Source organism: Symbiobacterium turbinis, from assembly GCF_055383075.1.
On record NZ_AP042433.1, the window covers coordinates 2,826,459 to 2,846,929 of the forward strand.

The 20,471-nt window shown below is 69.2% G+C and carries 14 protein-coding genes; 9 read left to right on the plus strand and 5 right to left on the minus strand.

Features of this window, described 5'->3' with window-relative positions; genetic code table 11:
• Positions 1-702 precede the first annotated feature (702 nt).
• From ACZ45O_RS13625 to ACZ45O_RS13640, 4 genes are all read right to left on the minus strand, one after another.
• Positions 703-2,073: a PepSY1/2 domain-containing protein gene (locus ACZ45O_RS13625; protein ID WP_464853717.1), complete on the minus strand. Its 1,371-nt coding sequence runs from the start codon at positions 2,071-2,073 to the stop codon at positions 703-705.
• 12 nt (positions 2,074-2,085) lie between these two features.
• On the minus strand, positions 2,086-2,547 hold the full coding sequence (locus tag ACZ45O_RS13630; protein WP_464853719.1) for a cell wall hydrolase: 462 nt from the start codon (positions 2,545-2,547) through the stop codon (positions 2,086-2,088).
• 118 nt (positions 2,548-2,665) lie between these two features.
• The gene (locus ACZ45O_RS13635) at positions 2,666-4,081 is read right to left on the minus strand and encodes an outer membrane protein assembly factor BamB family protein (protein WP_464853721.1); all 1,416 of its coding nucleotides are present in this window, start codon (positions 4,079-4,081) and stop codon (positions 2,666-2,668) included.
• A 363-nt stretch (positions 4,082-4,444) separates the two neighbouring features.
• Positions 4,445-5,920 (minus strand): aminotransferase class I/II-fold pyridoxal phosphate-dependent enzyme, encoded by a 1,476-nt coding sequence (locus ACZ45O_RS13640; RefSeq protein WP_464853723.1) that lies wholly within the window; start codon positions 5,918-5,920, stop codon positions 4,445-4,447.
• A 104-nt stretch (positions 5,921-6,024) separates the two neighbouring features.
• Between ACZ45O_RS13640 and ACZ45O_RS13645 the strand changes: the two genes are divergently transcribed.
• From ACZ45O_RS13645 to ACZ45O_RS13685, 9 genes are all read left to right on the plus strand, one after another.
• Entirely contained in the window at positions 6,025-6,753 is a 729-nt protein-coding gene (locus ACZ45O_RS13645; protein ID WP_464853725.1) for a DUF421 domain-containing protein, read from the plus strand.
• Between the two features lie 23 nt (positions 6,754-6,776).
• Positions 6,777-7,154 (plus strand): hypothetical protein, encoded by a 378-nt coding sequence (locus ACZ45O_RS13650; protein ID WP_464853727.1) that lies wholly within the window; start codon positions 6,777-6,779, stop codon positions 7,152-7,154.
• Positions 7,155-7,295: 141 nt separating this feature from the next.
• The gene (locus tag ACZ45O_RS13655) at positions 7,296-8,552 is read left to right on the plus strand and encodes a TolC family protein (RefSeq protein ID WP_464853728.1); all 1,257 of its coding nucleotides are present in this window, start codon (positions 7,296-7,298) and stop codon (positions 8,550-8,552) included.
• A gap of 15 nt (positions 8,553-8,567) precedes the next feature.
• Positions 8,568-9,167 carry a TetR/AcrR family transcriptional regulator gene (locus ACZ45O_RS13660; RefSeq protein WP_464853730.1) on the plus strand — a complete coding sequence of 200 codons (600 nt, stop codon included), beginning with the start codon at positions 8,568-8,570 and terminating at the stop codon, positions 9,165-9,167.
• 11 nt (positions 9,168-9,178) lie between these two features.
• Positions 9,179-11,509, plus strand: a complete 2,331-nt coding sequence (locus ACZ45O_RS13665; RefSeq protein ID WP_464853732.1) for a carboxypeptidase regulatory-like domain-containing protein — start codon at positions 9,179-9,181, stop codon at positions 11,507-11,509.
• 21 nt (positions 11,510-11,530) lie between these two features.
• Positions 11,531-12,610, plus strand: coding sequence for an efflux RND transporter periplasmic adaptor subunit (locus ACZ45O_RS13670; RefSeq protein WP_464853734.1), 1,080 nt, complete (start codon positions 11,531-11,533; stop codon positions 12,608-12,610).
• Positions 12,607-15,693, plus strand: coding sequence for an efflux RND transporter permease subunit (locus tag ACZ45O_RS13675; RefSeq protein ID WP_464853736.1), 3,087 nt, complete (start codon positions 12,607-12,609; stop codon positions 15,691-15,693). The genes ACZ45O_RS13670 and ACZ45O_RS13675 overlap by 4 nt, the downstream gene beginning before the upstream one ends.
• 195 nt (positions 15,694-15,888) lie before the next feature.
• On the plus strand, positions 15,889-17,652 hold the full coding sequence (locus ACZ45O_RS13680; protein WP_464857765.1) for an ABC transporter ATP-binding protein: 1,764 nt from the start codon (positions 15,889-15,891) through the stop codon (positions 17,650-17,652).
• An 18-nt stretch (positions 17,653-17,670) separates the two neighbouring features.
• Positions 17,671-19,500: an ABC transporter ATP-binding protein gene (locus ACZ45O_RS13685; protein ID WP_464853738.1), complete on the plus strand. Its 1,830-nt coding sequence runs from the start codon at positions 17,671-17,673 to the stop codon at positions 19,498-19,500.
• A gap of 185 nt (positions 19,501-19,685) precedes the next feature.
• On the opposite strand, the gene ACZ45O_RS13690 is transcribed toward ACZ45O_RS13685, so the two are convergent.
• Positions 19,686-20,189 carry a DNA glycosylase AlkZ-like family protein gene (locus ACZ45O_RS13690; protein WP_464857767.1) on the minus strand — a complete coding sequence of 168 codons (504 nt, stop codon included), beginning with the start codon at positions 20,187-20,189 and terminating at the stop codon, positions 19,686-19,688.
• Positions 20,190-20,471 lie beyond the last annotated feature (282 nt).

A 20,471-nucleotide genomic window follows, 5' to 3' on the forward strand; every position in this document is an offset into this window, starting at 1 on the left:
CCCGCCTGGGGTCCACGAAAGTGCACATTCTTACCACTGCTCAACGTGGCGGCCAGCCACCCCTTCCCGGCCCCTCCAGAACAGTGAGCTGAGGCGCGTTGTAGGGCGCCGAGCCGGGCTTCGCAGCGCGGCCGGTGCGCCAGCGGCAAACAGGCCTTTGGAACGAATGTGCACTTTCCCCAACCCCCGCTGCCACGAGCGCTTCCGGGAACCCTTTCCCCCTAGCCCGCGCCCCGCCTGGGGTCCACGAAAGTGCACATTCTTACTTACCACTGCCCGCTCGCGGCAGCCAGCCCCCCTCCCATGCCCTCCAGACCAGTGAGCAGGTGCGTTGTAGGGTGCCGAGCTCACGCTTCGCAGCGGTCGGTGCCCCGGCGGCGGACAGGCTGTTGGAACGAATGTGCACTTTCCCCAACCCCCGCTGTCACGAGCGCTTCCGGGAACGCGTTCCCGCTAGCCCTTTCCCCGCCTGGGGTCCACGAAAGTGCACATTCTTACCACCGCTCGCCCCGGCAACCAGCCACCCCTTCCGGCCCTCACGACCAGTGAGCAACAAAGCGTGTTGTAGGGCACCGAGCGCAGGCTTCGCAGCGCGGCCGGTGCGCCGGGGGCGGACAGGCCTCCCGACACGCTCAGGTAACGAGGACGGAGGCATGCCAGGTCGCCGAGCCATGCGGCCCGCGGAGGCGTGCAGTCGACACGCTACCCTTCCTGCAGCGGCGGGGCCGGGTCCCCGACCGAGCGGATCAGGTCGACCTCCGTCCCGTCCATCGCATCCACGAAGACCCGGAAGTGCTGATCCTCCACGCGCCCCGGCACCTCCCAGACCAGCCGCTCCTGCCCGCGCCGGTCGGCGATCAAAGAGAGGCGCGGCTCTCCGGTGACGGTAAGGCGCGGCGATGTGCGGGCGGCGGCCTCGTTCGCCCCGATCTGCGGCTCAGGCAGGTCGCGGTCCATGTGGTTCACCCAGTAGGCGCGGGCGTCGTATCCCACCAGCTCGCCGTTGTCCATCGCCAGCATGACCCGGATCATCTCGGTGTGGATGGCGACGCCGCCCGCCACGGGCGCGAAGTCCATCACCAGCGTCCCGTCGTTCTCGGCGTGCGAGACCAGGGCCACCGAATCGAAGCCCCATTTCGCCAGCATCTCGGTGGCCTTCGCGATCAGCTGCCCGGGCGCGAGCTTCTTCTCGGCCACGGCCCGCCCGTCGACCATGTAGATCACGTGGCCGCCGTGCACCGAGACCCCAAAGTTCATGGGCAGTCCGTTTTCCTTCGTGGCATCAAAGTAGTAGAGGGAAAGCCCCTTCTCCTTGTCCTCGGGATCGTACACCCCCGTCTGCACAGGCTCGCCCTTCAGGGGCATGTCCACGAAGCGCTTGATCGCCTCTGCGGCGGTCGCGGCGTCGACCCGGGGGCCCGGGTCCGTCTGCGGGCGCGGCAGCCGCGTCTTCTCCGGCGCCAGGGCGCCCTCCTCCCCGGGCGGCACGGGGAGGTTCTGCTCCAGGGTCATCACCGACTTGGTGATGGGCGTCGAGGCCTGGCCGCTCTGCGCCGGGCTGGTCGCCTGCACCGTCGGGTGCCAGCGGATCAGGTTGTTCCCCACCAGGCCCAGCAGGTTCGACAGTTCCTCCTCAAAGAAGACGGCCTGCTTGCGCAGCTCCATGAGCTGGGCCCAGTCTTCCTCGCTCAGGGGCTCCCCCGTGCTCAGCTTGTGGTGCTTCTCGTCGGACTGCGCGCGCAGGGTGTTCAGGAAGTTGGCGACGCGCGGGGTGTTCATGGTCGTGAACGGCAGGGTCGACATGTGCTCCACCGCCTGCGCGCTGAAGACCCGAAGGTCCGCCAGCAGGCTCTCCTGGAGCCTGGGGTCGCTGGTGGCCATCAGCTTGGCCGTGCGCTCCTCGATGTTTTCGCTGGTCCACTTCAGCTTGTGGAATGCGGCCATGTACTTGTTTTCGGCTTCCCGCAGGTACTGGTTCTTCAGGCGGGTCTGGTAGGCGCCGAAACCCATCGCGCCCACCAGCGCAACGCCCAGCAGCAGATACGCCCATACCTGCCCCTTCTGCGACTGCACGGCGACGGCCCCCTACTTCGCGAAGATGTGTTTGCCGATGGTCCGCACCTGCTCGCGGGACCAGATGAAGGCGTTGCTGGTCTTGGCCGGGGCGAAGAAGTAAAGCGACCCGTTGGAGGGGTCCCAGCCGGCCAGGGCTGCCCGCGCCGCCTTGAAGCACTCCTCGGTCGTCTCCTTGTAGATCTCCCCGTTGGAGACCGATTCGAACGCATGGGTCTGGTAGACGACCCCCGCCACCGAATCAGGGAACCGGTTGTCCAGGGTGCGGTTCAGAATCACCGCCGCCACGGCCACCTTGCCCTCGTACGGTTCGCCTCGGGCCTCGCCGCAGACCGTCTGGGCCAGCAGGTGCAGGTTGTCCTTCGCGGCCCTGCTCTCGGCGAATGTCCGGTGACCGTCGAAGGTCGCCTCCGGCCACAGCAGCAGCGCGCCTGCCGCGCAGACCGCGAGCGCCCATTTCAGCAGCCTGTGCACAGCCACTCCTCCTCCTCTGCCAGTGATCAAGCCTAGTCTCCCTGGCCGCGGCCCGCTCCATGCAAGAAGCCCCGGCCCCTTGCCGGGGCCGGGGCCTGCGCCCGCCGGCTCGCTCCGCTCACGCTGTGCGGTAGGCCGCCAGCGCGCCGTCGCCGAGCGTCACGAACACCCATCCGCCGGCCAACGCCATCGCCACGGCCGGGGCCGGGAGGGGAACGGACCACCGCAGGCGCCGGCTCGCCCCGTCGCAGCCCACCAGCGCCGGTTCCTGCGTAGCCCACAGGTGCAGATCCCCGGCCAGAAGGTGCGCCGCCCCGGCCGGTGGCGCACCGGCCGCCTTGCAGGGCTCCGCCCCGGCCGATGGCGTCCCCGCCGCCTTGCAGGGCTCCGGCCCGGCCGGTGGCGTCCCGGCCCCGTTGCAGGGCTCCGCCACCGCCTCGCCCGTGAACAGATCCACCCAGCGGCCGGGGTAACAGACCGCCTCGCCCCGCACCGCCGGCGTGCCCGGGAGATCCGGCCTGCTCCAGACCAGCTCTCCGGTCAGCGCGTCGAAAGCCCGGCCGCCCGCCACCACCAGCAGCTCCGCGAAGACGGGCGCGCTCGGCGCCGCCTCCGCCTGCCACCGCACTGTCCCGGTCAGGGCGTCCACGGCCCAGAGCGTCCCCGCTTCGGTGACGGCGAACAGCATGCCGTCGCCCAGCGCCACCGGCCGCGTCACGGGCCCGTCCAGGGGGGCCTTCCAGACCAGGGCGCCGGTCTTCGCCTCCACGGCCAGCGCGCCGCCGCGCCCGGATCCGCAATAAAGGATGCCGTCAGCGGCGAGGGGCGAACCCAGGTCCTCACCCGGCAGAACCTGCCATACCGCGTCTCCCGTCCGGGCATCCACCGCCCGCATGGGCCCGCCGGGTTCACAGAAGTAGACAAGTCCATCATAGACCGCGGGCGCGGGCAGGGCGGAAGCGTCCCGTGCAGCCGGTGCATCTACCTTCCAGCGCACCGCGCCCGTCCACTGGTCCAGCGCATAATAGATGCCGTCTCCCAGGCCGACATAGACCAGACCGTACCGGGTCACCGGCGCCGAGGGGCGGACTCCGGCGGGCTTCGCGGCCCGGCGGGTCCACCGGTGGGTGGGCGGCGCCGCGGGCGTCGCCGGGCCGTCGGCCGCGCGGCTGGGCACCCGCCCCAGCATGGGCCAGTCCGCCCCCGGCTCCGGCGGCTCCGGTATCACCAGCCGTTGCCCCGGCGCAATGAACTCCGGGTGCGCCAGCTGGTTGGCCAGCATGATGGCCTTCACCGTCGTCCCGTAGCGGGCCGCCAGGGCCATGGCCGTCTCGCCCGCGCGCACGCGGTGCACGAGGCCTCCGGGCGGCGGCGACGGCCGCTCGCCGGGGCGGGGAATCAGGAGCGCCTGGCCCGGGCTGATCGCGTTGGGATCTTTCAGCCGGTTGGCGGTGACGAGGGCGTGAACGGTCGTCCGGTATCGCCGGGCGATGGCGAACAGCGTCTCACCTGGCTGCACGAAGTAGAAGACCATACCCCGACCTCCGTCTTTTTCCCCATGCTACGCAGGTCGCGGCAGGGCGGTCTTCACGTGGAGATTTTTCCTGTTCGTCGCGCGAAAACTGTCCACCGCGGCATCCCCAGTTTGACCACAAGTTATCCACAATGACGGGGGATAATTTTTCGACCCGAACGAACAAAGCCGCGCCGCGTGGGCGTTTCGGGGAACGCGAGTTCTCCACAGGTCGGCGAAAACCTGTGTACAACTTTCCCGCAGCCCCATCCCCGTGTCGAATCGCCACGCGCAAAAAATTCGGGGACGGCCCGCAGGCCGCCCCCGGAAACACGCGCGAACGTGTCGACAAATCCAAGGCTAATGTATCGACAATTCAACTACCTAACGGTGAACATCCTTCACTACCTTCACCAGCTTGACCTCGGGATCCTCGGTGCCCTGCACTGGCAGCCCGGCCTGAATACACTCGTCCAGGTAGTCCAGGTTGTCCTCGGCCACGATCTCACCGGGCAGCAGGATCGGGATGCCGGGCGGATACACCATGATCGACTCGGCGATCACCCGCCCCTCCGCCTCCCGGATGGGCACCACCTCTGTCTCCGCGTAGAACGCCGTCCGGGGGTGCATGGCGAGGATCGGCGTCGTGGGCACCTTCACCTTCACCACGTTGGCCGGCCGCTGCCGGTAGTAGCGGCGGGAGATCTCGCGCAGCGCGGCCACCAGCGCATCCACGTCCTCCGCCGAATCGCCCAGCGAGATGATGCACAGGATGTTGTAGAGGTCCGACAGCTCTACCTCGATGTTGAACTCCTCCCGCAGGAGCACCTCCACCTCAACGCCGGTCACGCCCAGCTCCTTCACGTTGACGCAGAGCTTCGTGGGGTCCAGGTCGAAGCGGGACGACGACTGACCCACCGAGTCTGGCCCCAGGCAGTACAGGCCGGGAATCTCGTCGATCTGCCGCCGGGCGCGCTCCGCCAGGCGAACGGCCCGGTCGATCAGCTCCCGCCCACGGGTGGCCAGCTGCTTGCGGGCCACGTCCAGCGACGCCAGCAGCAGGTACGAGGTGGAGGTGGTGTGCAGCATGGAGAGGATGGCCTGCACCCGCCCCGGGTTGATGAACCCCTCGCGCACGTTCAGCACGCTGGTCTGCGTGAGGGAGCCGCCCAGCTTGTGCACCGACGTGGCCGCCATGTCGGCGCCCGCCTGCATTGCGGAGAGCGGCAGTTCATCGTGAAAGCAGAGGTGGACGCCGTGGGCCTCGTCGACCAGCACCGGAACCCCCCGGGAGTGGGCCAGCTCCACGATGCCCTTGAGGTCCGCCGAGACGCCGTAGTAGGTCGGGTTGATCACGAGCACACCCTTGGCGTCGGGGTGCTGATCCAGGGTGTGGCGCACCGCCTCCAGGCTCACGCCGTGGGCGATGCCCAGGTCGTAATCCAGGTCAGGGTTCATGAATATGGGCAGGGCCCCCGACAGCACAATGCCGGTGAGGACCGACTTGTGGACGTTGCGGGGAACGAGAATCTTGTCGCCGGGCCCGCAGACGGTCATGATCATCGTGATGATGGCGCCGCTGGTGCCCTGCACGCTGAAGAAGGAGTGGTCCGCCCCGAAGGCCTCGGCGGCCAGCGCCTGCGCCTCCCGGATGATGCCGTGAGGGTTGTGCAGGTCGTCGAGGGGCGCGATGTTGATCAGGTCGATGGCGAAGGCGCGCTCACCGATGTACTCCCGGAACTCGGAGGCCATCCCCGCGCCCTTCTTGTGGCCGGGAATGTGAAACTGGATCGGGTTGCGCGCGGCATGCCGCACCAGTCCGGAAAACAGCGGTGTCTCGTGCTGATTCACGGTCCTCACCTCCTGCGGGGGCATGTCTGACTGCATCTTAACGCAGTATAACAGAACTCAGCCGTCTGTAAACACCGCGCCGTTTCCATCCGGCGCGGGTCGGAGGTGGCACGTTGGGTGAAGTTACGGTCGTCCTGGTCCGCTCGGCCATCACGTTCTTCAACCTGCTGATCCTGTGCCGCCTCCTCGGGAAGACCCAGGTGAGCCAGCTGACCTTCTTCGAATACGTCAGCGGCATCACCCTCGGGTCGCTCGGCGCGGAGCTGTCTACCAACCTCTCCATCCGGCCGTGGCCCATCTTCGTGGGGATGGCCGCCTGGGGCGGCTTCACCCTGCTGACGCAGGCCCTCGCCCTGAAGAGCCGCTGGATGGCCAAGATGCTGGATGGCGAGCCCGTCATCCTGGTCTACAAGGGCCAGATTCTCGAGGACAACATGCGGCGGCTCCGGATGCGGGAGAGCGAGCTGGCGGAACTTCTGCGGGGCCAGTCCATCTTCCACTTCGACGAGGTGGAGCTGGCCATCCTGGAGCCGCGCGGCACGCTCTCCGTGCTCAGGACGCCCGAGACCCAGCCGGTCACGCCGGCCGATCTGCAGGTCCCGGTCTCGTCCCGGGGTCTGGGCATCGAGCTGGTGGTGGACGGCGAGGTCATGGACCAGAACCTCCGCCGGCTGGGCGTCAACCGGGCCTGGCTGATGGCAAGGCTGAAGGAGCAGGGGGTCGGAAGCCCCAGGGAGGCCTTCATGGCGGTGGTGGACGCCGAAGGCAAGGTCTACGTGGACCGGTACACCGATAAGTTTCCCAAGGCCTACGATCTCAGCGACTACCCCGGGCCCAACTGAGCCGGGGAAAGGGAGGCGCTGCCGTGAAAAGCCGGCTGTTTCAGCTGATCTACTACGGCCTGCCCGCGCTGTTCGTCGCGGTCTCGGCCCTGGCGCTGAACTCGGGGACCTTTCTGAAGCGCCCGTTCGGGGCGCACGACGACATCGCGGCCCATCTGGAACAGCTCCTCAGCCATACGGAGGAGCAGCGCTGGGAGGACGCCGGCGCAGCCGTTCGGCAGCTCGGCGAGGCCTGGCGGCACGTCCGGGGCCGTGTGCGCCTCTCATCCGCCTTCGAGGAGGTGGAGGCATTCGACCTCGAACTGGCCGGGCTGCAAGGGGCGCTCGAGAGCGGCGACGCCAGCCAGACGCGCATCGCCGTGCGCCGGCTCCTGGCTCTGTGGGAAGATATCGGGTCATAAGTGGAAAGAAGGACGTACCTGGCAGCCGCTGGGTGCGTCCTTTCCTATTGACGCCAATTTGCGTAGGGTTTAGAATGAGTGAGTACTCACTCCTGCCTCCTGGCAGGTTGTGATCCGATATCGAGAGGGTGATTGCCCATCATGCAGATTCCGCGTTCGCTGGTATCCAGACTGGCTGCGGTGGCGCTGCTGGTCAGCACGGGCGCCGCGGCCCTCGGCGCACCCGCGGCTGCCGCCCCGCTGGAGGTCGGAGCCCCGGAGGACGGAGGCCCGGAGGTCGGTGCCCCGGAGGTCGGTGTCCCCGAGGCCAGTGCCGCAGGGGCCGAACCCCCGGGAGCCGAGTCCGGTGAGCCGGCACCCGCCGACGAGCAGCCGGCCGCACCGGCGCCGATCCTGAGCCTCAGCCAGGCCCTCTATTTGGCGGAGCGGCACAACCCCGGGCTGCGCATGGCGGCGCTCCAGGTGGAGGCGGCCCGGGCAGCGATGCAGGCCGCGCCGGCGAGCGCCCCTGCCCTGGCCCCGCTGGCAGCCGCCTACCTGCAGTCCCAGTACGGGCTGACGATCCCCGCTGAGGCCATCACCCCCGGCGCGGTGGGCCAGCAGGCCGCTTACGCCTACGAGCAGGCCGCCGCGCAGTACCAGGCCGCGCGCCAGCAGGTGAGGGCCGGGGCGCTGCAGGCCTACGTGGAGTGGCAGAAGGCCGCAGCCACGGCTCTGGCGCAGCGGGCCGCGCTGGAACGCACGGAAACCCAGCTCGCCAACGTGGAGGCCGCCGTGGAAGTCGGCATGGCGGCGCCCTACGACCTGCTGCAGGTGCAGACGGCCCTGGCGGGCCAGCAGGCGGCCCTGGCGGGAGCCGAGGCCATGGAGCAGGGAGCGCGCAGCGCCCTGGGCCAGGTGATCGGCATTCCGCTTGCGCCGGACGTCCAGCCCGAACCGCTCACCCTGCGGGCGGAGGACGTCGTCCTGCCGGACGACCTGGAGGGGCTGATCGCCCGCGCGATCCAACGGCGCCCCGACCTGCGCGAGGCGGCGGTTGAGCTGGCCGGCCGCCGGCTGCAGTCCGGCATGGCCGCAGGGGGCGGGGCCGCCGCCCAGGTGCAGGCCGCCGCCTCCAACTACGAGCTCACGCTCGCGCAGGCCCGTGCCCAGGTCACCCAGGCTTACCTCGCGGCCCGGGGCTCCCTGGAAGAGTTGAAGGCCCGGGAGAAGGCCGTGGAGATGGCCCGGGAGGCCTTGCGGCTCGCCGAGCTGCGCTACGAGGCCGGCATCGCGACCTGGGTCGAGGTGCAGAGCGCCTCCGCGGCCGCGCTCGAAGCCGAGGCGGGCCGCATTCAGGCCGCCGCCGGCCTGATGCTGCGCCTCCTGGAGCTCAGCCACGCGGTCGGCGACGGGTAGGGAGGTGCACAGTTAATGGAAACGACCCGTTCCCGCATTCTGGAGGCTGCGCTGCACCTGATCAGCGAGCGGGGCTACAACGGCGCCACCACCGCCGAGATCGCCCGCCGGGCCGGCGTGGCGGAGGGCACCATCTACCGATACTTCCGGGACAAGAAGGAGTTGTTCCTCGCCTGCGTGGAGCCCGTGGTGCAGGAGGCCCTGCGCCGCGAGCGGAGGCTCCCCCGGACGGGCGACGTGCGTGAGCTCATCCGCATGCGCATCCGCGAGCTGGTGCAGATCATCCGGGAGAACCGCGCCGTCTTCAACGTACTCTTCACCGAGGGCCGGTTTCACCCGGAGATCGCTGACATCATGCTCCAGCAGGTGGTCTCCGCCTTCACCGACCAGGACCGGGAGGCGTTCGCCAGGGCGCTGGGCGAGAGGATGGTCAACCCGCAGCTCCCGCTCATCATGACCGTCGGACTGGCAGCCGCCATCTGGGCGATGCTGCAGGTGGGCCCCGAGACCCCCGCCCCCTTCGCCGGCCTCTTGCCGGAAGGCTGGTACGACCGGCTGGATGACGATATCGCGGATTTCTTCACCGATGCCATATTTGCGTCAGGAACAGTATAGAGGTGTAACCTATGCGTAAGCTTATTGCCTTTGTATTGAGCCTCGCGCTCCTGGGCCTCACGGGGCCGAAGGCGTCGGCGGCTGACCTCTCCTTCCTGCAGCCCGCCGCCGCCCCTCCCCTGCGCGTTACGGTAATCAGCACAGACGGCACGCCGCTGCCGGAGGCCGAGGTGCAACTGCTCACCCCCGGGCTGCCCGGCATCCTCTCGGCACGCACAGACGGACGGGGCCAGGCGACCCTGAGCCTGCCCCCGGGCCAGAGCTTCTGGCTGCGGGTCTGGGCCGAGGGGCACGGCCTGGTGGAGCGGGCCTACGTGCCCGCCAGCGACGGCACCGCCCTCACGCTCACCGCCGAGCCGTACACGGCCTTCATCACCGGCCTGGTGCGGGACTCCCGGGGGCTGCCCGTGGCGCGGGCAACCGTCGAGCTCTTCCGGGCCGGCTACGGCCTTGAGGCCACGGCCCGCACCAACGAGTTCGGAGTGTACACCCTCTCCTCCGTGCGGGCCGACGGCGAGTACACCCTGCAGGTCCGGGCCGACGGGCACCGCCCCGTCTCCCAGGAGATCGGTGCACTCGACCCCCGGCGCCGCAACCAGCTCGATATGACCCTCCCGATCGCCACGGGGCGCGTCACCGGCGAGGTCGTCTCCGGCGCCCGGGGCACGCCGGTCTGGGACGCCACGGTGGAGCTCCTGCTGGACGGCTGGGGCCCCGTGGCGGAGGCGCGCACCGACCGTTCCGGCTACTTCAGCCTCGCGGCGCCTCCCGCCGAGGGCGGCGCCTACCGGCTGCGCGTCTCCCGTTATGACCACGAGACCATGACCACCGCCCCCTTCTCCCTTCAGGAAGGCGGCTGGCTCGACTTCAGCGGGGCCGACCGGCTGGCGCTCAACAAGCTCTACGCCGACATCGCCGGCAAGGTGTTCGACAACAGCGCGCAGCCGCTGAAGGACGTCGAGGTCCACCTGCAGCGCGCCGGTGTCGGCACCGTGCAGGTGGCCCGCACCGATGAGGAGGGCCGCTTCGCCTTCACCGAGGTCGTCGGCGGCACCTACCGGGTGCGCGCCTTCCCCGGCGGCACCCTGATGAACAGCGACACCGGCTGGATGAACGTCGCCGGCGGAGAGCGCATCTCCGCCAACGTCGTCGCCCAGACGCCGGATACTTACAGCTACGGCAGCGCCGTCCTCTCCGGCACCGTCAAGAACCACCTGGACGAGCCGATCGCCGGGGCCGAGGTGAAGGTCTCCCGGGGCTCCCAGACCTGGAGGGCGAAGACCGACGAGGACGGGCGGTACGACGTCAGGCTTCAGGCCAACGTCCCCAACAGCCCGGCGGACGACCCCGGAACGGGCTACCACGTCAGCGTGAAGGTGGACGGCTACCTGTACACCGACCAGCCCTTCGTGGAGGAAGGGACTCCGCCCGGCCTGGTGGACGTGCGGCGGGGGAACAACACCGCGGACTTCGTGCTCCAACCCGAGCGGGCCTCTGTGGCCGGGCGGGTGGTGAACGACCTGGGCGAGCCCCTGGCCGGCGTGAAGGTCGGGCTGCGCGAGGAGGGCCGCAGCCGGGTAACCGAGACCACAACCGACGAGGCGGGCCGGTATGAGTTCCGCAACCTGCCGGTCGCGAAGCAAACCCGCTACCTGCCGGTCATCACCGATCTGGCCTACGTCAGGGGCGCGGTGGCGCCCGACGGCGCCCAGCGGGAGCCGGCCCCCCTCAACCCGGCCGCCCCCAGCAACGTGGTGCTGGTGGCCCGCCCCAGCGAGACTCTCTTCCTGGGGTTCGTCCAGGCTGGCGATGACCGGCCCGCCGCCGGGGCCGAGGTGACCGTCATCCGCACCAGCGACGGGGCGACCTTCTCCGGCGTGGTCGGCGAAGACGGCAGCTACGTGGTGAAGGCCCCTGCCACTCCGGGCGAGGCCTACCTGGTGCGGGCGGCCAGAGAGGACTCGGTGCTCTCCGCCGCCGCCGGCGTGCTGGAGCCCGGCACCCGGTTCGGCGTACAGGCCAACCTCACGGCCCACGTGCCCGCGGCGATCACCGGGCGGGTCGTCGGCGCCGACGGCACGCCTCTCACCGGCGTCAAGGTGGTGCTGTACGCCGAGGGCAGCCACGTCGCGGACCGGGTGGCCTACACCAACAACGAGGGCATCTACCGCTTCAGCAACCTCGTCCCCGGCCGCCGGTACCTGCCGGTGGCGGTGGATTCCGCCGGCGCCCGCAGCAGCACGGCGCCGGGCGAGGTCGTCATCACCCCCCTGGTCGGTCTGCCTTCCGGCGAGACCGTCTGGGCCGACATCCGGCTGGATGCGCTGCCGGCTGCACCCTGACCTTATGGAGGTGCAAGTACGATGAGGCGTTTCTTTCCCGCGGCATGCCTGGCGCTCTGCGCCCTGATCCTCTCGGGCTGCGGGCTGGCCTCCGGCCATGACAGCGGGCCCACCGTGGAGGCCGTGGCCGTCGCGGTCACCGAGGCCCGCACCGGCACGCTCACCGCCACCAGCCGGGCGTCCGGCCAGCTGAGTCCCATCCGCAGCGTCTACATCACCGCCAAGGTTCCGGGCAAGGTGGTGGCGGTTCACCACGAGATGGGCGACGCCGTTCAGGAGGGCGATCTCCTGGCGGAGCTGGATGACAAGGACCTGGCCAGCCAGCTCGCCGCGGCCGAGGCGCAGTACACCCAGGCCAAGGCCCAGCAGGCCGAGGCGGCCCGGCAGGCCTCCCGGCTGGAGATGCTCCTGGAGCAGGGCGCGGTCTCCCGCAGCCAGGCCGAACAGATCCGCACACAGCTCACCCTGGCGAACGCCCAGGTGGAGGCGGCGCGCGCCCAGCTTGAACTGGCCACCTCCAGCTACGAGGGCGCGCGCATCACCGCGCCGGCCGACGGCGTGCTGGCCGCCCGCCTGGTGGAGCCCGGCGGCATGGTCGGCGCGGGCACCCCGCTCTTCCAGCTGGTGGACCTCTCCACGGTGGTGGTGGAGGCGGGGGTGGCCGAGGCGGCCATCAACGCCGTGCGCCCCGGGGTGACGGTCTCCGTCACCGTCCCCGCCCTGAACCGTACATTCACCGGCGAGGTGGAGTCCGTCAGCCCGCAGATGGACCTTCAGACCCGTTCCTACAAGATGCGGGTCACGCTGCCGAACCCCGACGGCGTGCTGAAGGGCGGCATGTTCGCCGAGGTCATCATCCCCCTCACCGAACAGACCGGGGTGCTGGTGCCCGTGAACGCCCTGGTGGAGGGAAGCAGCGAGCCCCACGTCTACGTGGTGAAGGAGGGCGTGGCACACCGCACCCCGGTGACCGTCATCGTCCGCTCCGACGAGCAGGTGCTGGTGGAGGGCCTCGCCGCCGGGGACCAGGTGGTTGTGGCCGGGCAGAACCGGCTCTACGACGGCGCCCCCGTGCGCCTGGGAGGAGGGCCTGAGCCGTGAGGCCGCTCATCCGGTTCTCCATCCGCCACCCTGTACCCACCATCGTCTTCTACCTGATCGCCGCCGTCATCGGCCTCGTCTCCCTGAGCAGGCTGCCCCTGGACCTGTACCCTGCCATGGAGTTTCCCCTTGCGGTGGTCGTCACCCGCTACGAGGGGGCGGGGCCTGAGGAGGTCGAGGCGCATGTCTCCCGGCCCGTCGAGGAGGTCGTGGGCACCGTGCCCGGCGTCACCAGCGTCTCCTCCTCCAGCTCGGAGGGCACGTCGCTGGTCATCGTCGAGTTCGACTATGGCACCGACATGGACCAGGCCACCCTCTCCATCCGGGAGAAGGTCGACCAGGTGCGAGGCTACCTTCCCGACGGCACCGACGCCCCGATGGTCTTCAAGATCGACCCCGCCGCCCTGCCGGTGCTGACCATCGCCCTCACCGGCTCCGACGATCTGGTGGAACTGAAGGCCCTGGCCGAGGAGAGAGTCAAGCCGCGGCTGGAGCGGCTGGAAGGCGTGGCCTCCGTGAACGTCCACGGCGGCCTGGAGCGGGAGATCCAGGTGATCGTGGACCCGGCCAGGCTGCAGTCCTTCGGCCTCTCCATGACCCAGGTGGCGCAGCTGCTGGCCTACGAGAACCTGAACCTGCCCGGCGGCGAGGTTCCCGAGGGCACGGTGAACCTGCTCGTCCGCACCGTCGGCCAGTATGAATCGGTGGACGAGATCCGCGACCTGCGCCTGGGACCCGTGCGGCTGGGCGACGTGGCCGAGGTGCGCGACACCTTCGCTGAGGCCGACTCGAAGGTGTGGCTGAACGGGCGGCCCGCCGTCTCGCTTGACATCCAGAAGCAGAGCGGCGGCAACTCCGTGGCCGTGGCCAACGCCGTCAAGGCCGAGCTGAAGCGAATCGAGGCCGAACTGCCGGGGCAGGTGCAGGCCACCATCCTCTCCGACACCTCCCGCATGGTGGTCACCTCGCTGCAGTCCGTCGCGTCCAACGGCATGCAGGGCGGGATCCTTGCCGTCCTGGTGCTGCTGTTCTTCCTCCGGCACCTGCGCGCGACCTTCGCGATCGCCGTCAGCATTCCCGTCGCCATCATCTCCACCTTCGGGCCGGTCTTCTTCAGCGGCATCACGCTGAATATCATCTCGCTGGGCGGGCTCGCGCTCGGGGTAGGCATGATGGTGGACTGCTCCATCGTCGTGCTGGAGAACATATTCCGGCACAAAGAAATGGGGAAGGACATCTTCCAGGCGGCGGAGGACGGCACCGCCGAGGTGGGGCTGGCCGTCACCGCCTCCACCCTTACCACGATCGCCGTGTTCCTCCCCGTCGTCTGGATCACCGGCCTCGCGCAGCTCTTTTTCCGGGAGCTGGCGCTCACCATCACCTTCTCGCTGGTGATGTCGCTGCTCACCGCCATCACCCTGGTGCCCATGATGGCCCCCCGTCTCCTGACGGACCGTCCGGCCCGGCGCCAGGTCCCCTGGGTCGCCCGGCTCGCTGAGCGGAGTGGGCAGTGGCTGGAGCGGCTGGAGGCCGCCTACGGCCGGCTGCTGGAGTGGGCCCTGGGCCACCGGTGGCAGGTGGTGGCCATCGGGGCCGCCTCCCTGGCCCTGTCCCTCCTGGTCCTGGGGCGGATGGGCCTGGACTTCATCCCCACCAGCGACACCAGCGAGTTCCGCGTCAGCATCGAGATGCCGCCGGGCACCCGGCTCGAGGAGACCCAGGCCGCCGTCGAGCGGGCGGTGGCCCAGATCGAGCACCTGCCCGAACTCCGCAGCCTTTACGTCTCGGTGGGCTCCACCGGCGGCGCCTACAGCACCGGCGGCCAGTCCCACCAGGCGTTCATCTCGGGGGCGCTCTCCCGACCTAACGAGCGGCGCCGCGGCCTCGACGAGATCGTGGAGGACGTGCGCACCCGCATCGTCCTGCCCGGCGCCAAGGTGACCGTAGCGCCCTCCGGTACGATCGAAACCGGCGGCAACGACATCGAGGTGCAGGTCAAGGGGCCCGACCTGGAGGTGCTGAAGGAGCTCTCGCGGCAGGTCATGGCCGAGGTCGCTCAGGTGCCCGGAGCCCGCGGGCTCGACACCACGGTCAGCGAGGGGCTGCCCGAGATCCAGATCCGCGTCGACCGCGCCCGGGCCGCCGCCTACGGCCTCAGCCCCAGCCAGGTCGCCGCCGCCGTGCAGTCCGCAGTGCGGGGCCAGGTGGTCACCCAGTACCGGGTGGGGGGCGAGGAGGTCGACATCCGGCTGCTGGCCGCTGAGAGCGCCCGCGAGAACGTCGGCGCGCTCCGGCAGCTGCCCATCGCCACCCCGTTCGGGCAGACCGTTCCCCTGGGCGAGCTGGCCGAACTGGTGCGGGGTGTGGGCCCCACCTCCGTCGACCGCGAGGACCAGATGCGTGTGGTGAAGATCATCGGCCAGATCCACGGGCGCGACCTGGGAAGCGTGACGAATGACATCAAGGCGCGCCTCAGCGCCTTCCCGCTGCCGCCGGGCTACGAGATCGGTTATGGCGGCGACTACGAGCTGATGGACGAGGCGATCGGCGGCCTCCTGCAGACGCTCGTCTTCTCCGTCGCGCTGGTCTACCTGGTCATGGCGGCACAGTTCGAGTCGTTCCTCCACCCCTTCGTCATCATCTTCACCATCCCGCTCGCCCTGGTCGGCGCTGTGCTGGCCCTGGTGCTGACCGGCCGGAGCATGGACATCTCGGCGATGATCGGCCTTATCCTGCTGGCCGGCGTCGTGGTCAACAACGCCATCGTGCTGGTGGACTACATCAACCAGCTCCGCCGGCGGGGGATGGAGCGGGATGAGGCGGTGCGCGTCACCGGCCCGCGCCGGCTGCGGCCCGTGCTGATGACCACCCTGACCACGGTGCTGGGCCTCCTGCCGCTGGCGCTCGGCCTGGGCGAGGGCGCCGAGCTGGAGGCGCCCCTGGCCACGGTCGTCATCGGCGGCCTCACCCTGTCCACCCTGCTGACCTTGATTGTCATCCCGGTCGTCTACACGCTCTTCGACGACCTGCTGGTGCGGGTGCAGAGCCGCATGGCCGCCCGGACGCAGACGGCAGCCATGTAGCGGGCGCCGCTGCCCGTGAGGCCAACCCCCCGGCGGAGGCCGGGGGGTTGGCCGTTGTGGGGCTGCCCTTCCGGCCGCCGGGCCTTGCGCATCCCGGCGAACCGCGGGCGTGCCGCGAGCGTCTATAATCTTTGCGGGATTCTTTGCGAAGAGACACGTCTCCGGTCGACCAACCGTTTGCGCAGTGAGGTGCTTATGTCCACTTCTCACAGCTCACTTCTTCGGTTCCTGGGCCGCTACAAGTGGCGCTACCTGCTGGGCGTGCTGGCGCTCGCCGGCACCGACCTCCTGCAGCAGGTCACGCCCCGCCTCATCGGCATGTTTGTGGACGACCTGGAAGCCGGCATCCTGGACCTGGCAGGCATCTACCGGTACCTTGCCTTCATCATCGGCACGGCCCTGTTCATCGCCGTGCTGCGCTTCCTCTGGCGCATCTTCGTCTTCGGCACGGCCCGGTTTGTCGAGCGCGACCTGCGCGCCGACCTCTTCGCGCACCTGGAACGGCTCTCGGCCTCCTTCTACCACAAGCACAAGACCGGCGACATCATGGCGATGGCCACCAACGACCTCCAGGCGGTGCGGGGCATCGCCGGCGAGGGCGTGCTGATGGCCGCGGACGCGGTGGCGATGACCGTCTTCACGCTCATCGCCATGATCTCCACCATCGGGCTGAGGCTCTCCCTGTGGGCGCTGCTGCCGCTGCCCTTCCTGGCCTTGCTCATCGCCGTGGTGGGACGGGCGATCTTCGCGCGGTCGCGCGCAGTGCAGGACAGCTTCGCCCGGCTCTCGGACGTGGTGCAGGAGAACATCTCCGGCGTGCGGGTGGTCAAGGCCTACACGCAGGAGGCCGCCGAGGAGGCCAAGTTCGACGCGGCCAACCGGGACTACATCCGTCGCTTCATGGCGATGATGCGCATCGACGGCCTGTTCGACCCCGTGGTCAGCCTCTTTGCCGGGCTCTGCTACGTCATCGCGCTGCTGGTCCCCGGCCGTGCGGTGCTCCGGGGGGAGATCTCGCTGGGCGACTTCGCCTCGCTCACGATGTACATCGGCATGCTCATCTGGCCGATGATCGCGGCGGGCTGGGTGGTGCACATCATCCAGCGGGGCTTCGCCGCCTTCTCCCGCATCCGCGAGGTGCTGCTCACCGAGCCCGAGGTGCAGGACGCGCCGGAGACCGTGGTGCCGGAGGGCGGCCGCATCCGCGGCGAGATCCTCATCCGCGACCTCACCTTCCAGTACACCCCCGAATCGCCGCCGGCGCTGGACGGCATCAACCTGCACATCAGGCCGGGCCAGACTCTGGGCATCCTGGGGCGCACGGGCAGCGGCAAGTCCACCCTCGCCTCCCTGCTGGCCCGCATCTTCAACCCGCCCCGGGGCACCGTCTTCATCGACGGCATCGACGTGCTCGACCTGCCGCTTGACCTGCTCCGGCGCTCCATCGCCGCCGTGCCTCAGGAGGCCTTCCTGTTCTCCCGCACGGTGGGCGAGAACATCGCCTTCGCGCCCGGCGAGTGGACGGAGGAGCAGATCCGGCAGGCGGCCCGCACCGCCCACGTGGAGCACGATATCCTGGAGTTTCTCCCCGACGGCTTCGACACGATGGTCGGCGAGCGGGGCGTCACCCTCTCCGGCGGCCAGCGGCAGCGGGTGAGCCTCTCCCGGGCCATCCTGAAGGACGCCCCGATCCTCGTGCTCGACGACTGCCTCTCCGCCGTGGACACCGCCACCGAGCAGCGCATCCTGAACGGCCTGCGGCCGGTGATGCGCGACCGCACGACCATCATCATCTCCCACCGCGTCGCGGCGGTGAAGGCCGCGGACCAGATCATCGTGCTGGAGCGCGGGCAGATCGTCGAATCCGGCACCCACGACGAGCTGGTCGCCCTGGGCGGCCGCTACTTCCGCACCTACCAGCGCCAACAGCTCGAGGAGGCCATCGCCAGCCTCGAGTAGCCCACACAGGAGGGAACTATGGCGGACTTCCGCGAAGAAGAGGCCCTTGGCAAGGTGTACGACGCACGACTCATGGCCCGTTTGCTCTCCTACGCCCGCCCTCACTGGAAGGCGCTGCTGGCCTGCATCGCCATGCTCGGCGTGGCGGTGAGCCTGGATCTCCTGGTGCCCAAGCTGGTGCAGATCGCCATCGACGACTACCTGATCCTCGGCATCGAAGATCCGGCTGCGGTGGCAGGCCTCAGCCGCCTGGCCCTCTGGCTGACCGCGGCCCTCGTCGCCAACTTCACCGTCTCATACGGCGAGGTGCTGCTGCTGCAGTTCACCGGCCAGAAGATCATCTACGCCATCCGCAAGGAGCTCTTCGGCCACCTCCAGCGGCTGCACCTGCAGTTCTTCGACCGGAACCCGGCCGGGCGGCTGGTCACCCGGGTGACCAACGACACCGAGACGCTGAACGAGATGTACACCAGCGTGCTGGTGAACCTGTTCCGCGACATCTTCATGCTGGTGGGCGTGGCCGTCGTCATGATCAGCACGCACCCCAGGCTCGCCGGGGTCAGCCTGCTCCTAATTCCGGTGGTCGCCTACTATACCCGCTTCTTCGCGGCCAAGGCGCGCGACGCTTGGCGCGAGGTGCGGGTGCGGCTGGCCCGCATCAACGCGTTCGTCGCCGAGCACGTGAGCGGCATGCGGGTGGTGCAGCTCTTCGCCCGCGAGGCGCAGACGTTCGCCGAGTTCAAGCATGAAAACGACGAGTACAACCGGGCCTCCTGGCGGCAGCTCATGGTCTGGGCCGTCTTCCGGCCCATCCTCGACCTGCTGGCCAACATCACCATCGCCCTGGTGCTCTGGTACGGCGGCGTGCAGGCCCTGGCGGGCGACCTGACGCCCGGCACCCTGCTTCTGTTCGTCACGCTCTCCCGCCGCTTCTTCGAACCGCTGATGCAGCTCGCAGAGAAGTTCAACATCCTGCAGAGCGCCATGGCCTCGGCCGAGCGCATCTTCATGCTGCTGGACACCCAGCCGGCCATCGTGGACCCGCCGGACCCCAAGCCGCTGGGCCGGGTCACCGGCGAAGTGGAGTTCCGGAACGTCTGGTTCGCCTACAACGAGGACGAGTGGGTGCTGAAGGACGTCTCGTTCCGGGCCGAGCCGGGGCAGACCATCGCCTTCGTCGGCCACACTGGAGCGGGCAAGTCCTCCATCATCAACCTGCTGGCCCGCTTCTACGACGTGCAGAAAGGCCAGGTGCTGGTGAACGGCATCGACGTGCGCGAGGTCTCCACCGCCGAGCTGCGGCGGGCCATCGGCCTGGTCGCGCAGGACGTGTTCCTCTTCAGCGGCGACATCGCCTACAACATCCGGCTGGGGAACGCTGAAATCAGCGACGAGCGTGTCCGGGAGGCGGCCCGCACCGTCGGGGCCGACGAGTTCATCCGGGAGCTGCGCTACGGCTACGACGAACCCGTGGCCGAGCGCGGCGCCACCCTCTCGGCGGGCCAGCGGCAGCTGCTCTCCTTCGCCCGCGCCCTGGCCTTCGATCCCCCCATCCTGGTGCTCGATGAGGCCACCGCCTCCATCGACTCCGAGACCGAGGCCCGCATCCAGGAGGCCCTGAAGCGGCTGACGAAAGGCCGCACCACGTTCATCGTGGCGCACCGGCTCTCCACCATCCAGCACGCCGACCAGATCATCGTGCTGCACAAGGGGCGAATCCACGAGCAGGGCACCCACGAAGAGCTGCTGGCGAGGCAGGGGCTCTACCACAAGCTGTGGCGGCTCCAGTTCGAAGAGGGGCTGCAGGAGCACGAGTCCGAGCCCGCAGCGCATCTGGCGCACAAGTAAGAGGCGCCATTCCCGGACCGCACTGCGGCGGGAATGGCGTCTTTTCTTTCTAGGGAATGACCACTTCACACCCCTGCGACTTCCCGGTCAGAAAGCGCAGAAGCGCCAGCCCCTCAGCCTTCAAGCCTTCTTTGGCTGCCGCCGGCAGCGGGCTGAAGGGTTCGAGGCTGAGCTGCGCACGCCTCTCACCGTCTTCCCAGCGCCAGAGGCCGGCCCAACCACGTCTCTGCCATGATCCATGCGGGGGTGCCGTAACTGCCCCATTTGCCGCCCGGAGGCAACTGCACCATCGGGAGGTGGGTACGGGCCAGGAAGGTGAGAGCGGAAGGCTCCTCTCCCGGCGTCAGGCGCAGAAGGTGCTCACGGATCTCCGGCAGGGTTCGGGGCTCCACCGCCGCAAAGGCGCCAGCCTCCCTCAGCAGCGTCTCCAGCGGAAGACGCTCCGCCTGCGTCTTGAAAAAACTGCGAAACGCCCGGGTAAGCACGGGCTGCAGCGCTTCACGAATGCGCAGCAAGTCCCGCGCGCTGACGATGTGCAGGGTGCTCCGCATGAGCATGGCCTTGACGAGCCTCCGGGAGGAGAGGGCCTGGTCCAGGTCCTCCCGGCGGAAGCCGTGAAGCCGGCTCCATAAACTCAGATAGGCTTGTTGTGGATCCTGCGCGTTGAGCCCGGCCAGGCGCTCCACCATGCGCTCCACCGGGAGCGAAGCCCGTGTCAGAAGATGATTTCGGGCCAGAAGGGCTCGGTTCAGATGCCCCTCTGTCAACACCGGGAGATCCCCGTCCGGCCGGCGACCTCTTTTCATGTCGAATCCCTCGCATTTGTGTGCAAGAGGATACAGTATTGGCGTTATTATGACGATGTCGTCTGGTGACAGGTACGCTGCCGCGAACAGCGCGGGGAGGGACTGCGGCGCCGGCCGGCGCCCCGATACGGCGCCCACAGAAAAGGCTGTCCCCGAGTCAAGCCT

What these genes read in the sequence shown, in the direction of transcription:
- ACZ45O_RS13635 (WP_464853721.1), bottom strand. Translation starts at nt 4,081, where the DNA reads ATGGTCTTCTACTTCGTGCAGCCAGGTGAGACGCTGTTCGCCATCGCC.
- ACZ45O_RS13655 (WP_464853728.1), top strand. Translation starts at nt 7,296, where the DNA reads ATGCAGATTCCGCGTTCGCTGGTATCCAGACTGGCTGCGGTGGCGCTG.
- ACZ45O_RS13660 (WP_464853730.1), top strand. Translation starts at nt 8,568, where the DNA reads ATGGAAACGACCCGTTCCCGCATTCTGGAGGCTGCGCTGCACCTGATC.
- ACZ45O_RS13665 (WP_464853732.1), top strand. Translation starts at nt 9,179, where the DNA reads ATGCGTAAGCTTATTGCCTTTGTATTGAGCCTCGCGCTCCTGGGCCTC.
- ACZ45O_RS13670 (WP_464853734.1), top strand. Translation starts at nt 11,531, where the DNA reads ATGAGGCGTTTCTTTCCCGCGGCATGCCTGGCGCTCTGCGCCCTGATC.
- ACZ45O_RS13680 (WP_464857765.1), top strand. Translation starts at nt 15,889, where the DNA reads ATGTCCACTTCTCACAGCTCACTTCTTCGGTTCCTGGGCCGCTACAAG.
- ACZ45O_RS13685 (WP_464853738.1), top strand. Translation starts at nt 17,671, where the DNA reads ATGGCGGACTTCCGCGAAGAAGAGGCCCTTGGCAAGGTGTACGACGCA.
- ACZ45O_RS13690 (WP_464857767.1), bottom strand. Translation starts at nt 20,189, where the DNA reads ATGGTGGAGCGCCTGGCCGGGCTCAACGCGCAGGATCCACAACAAGCC.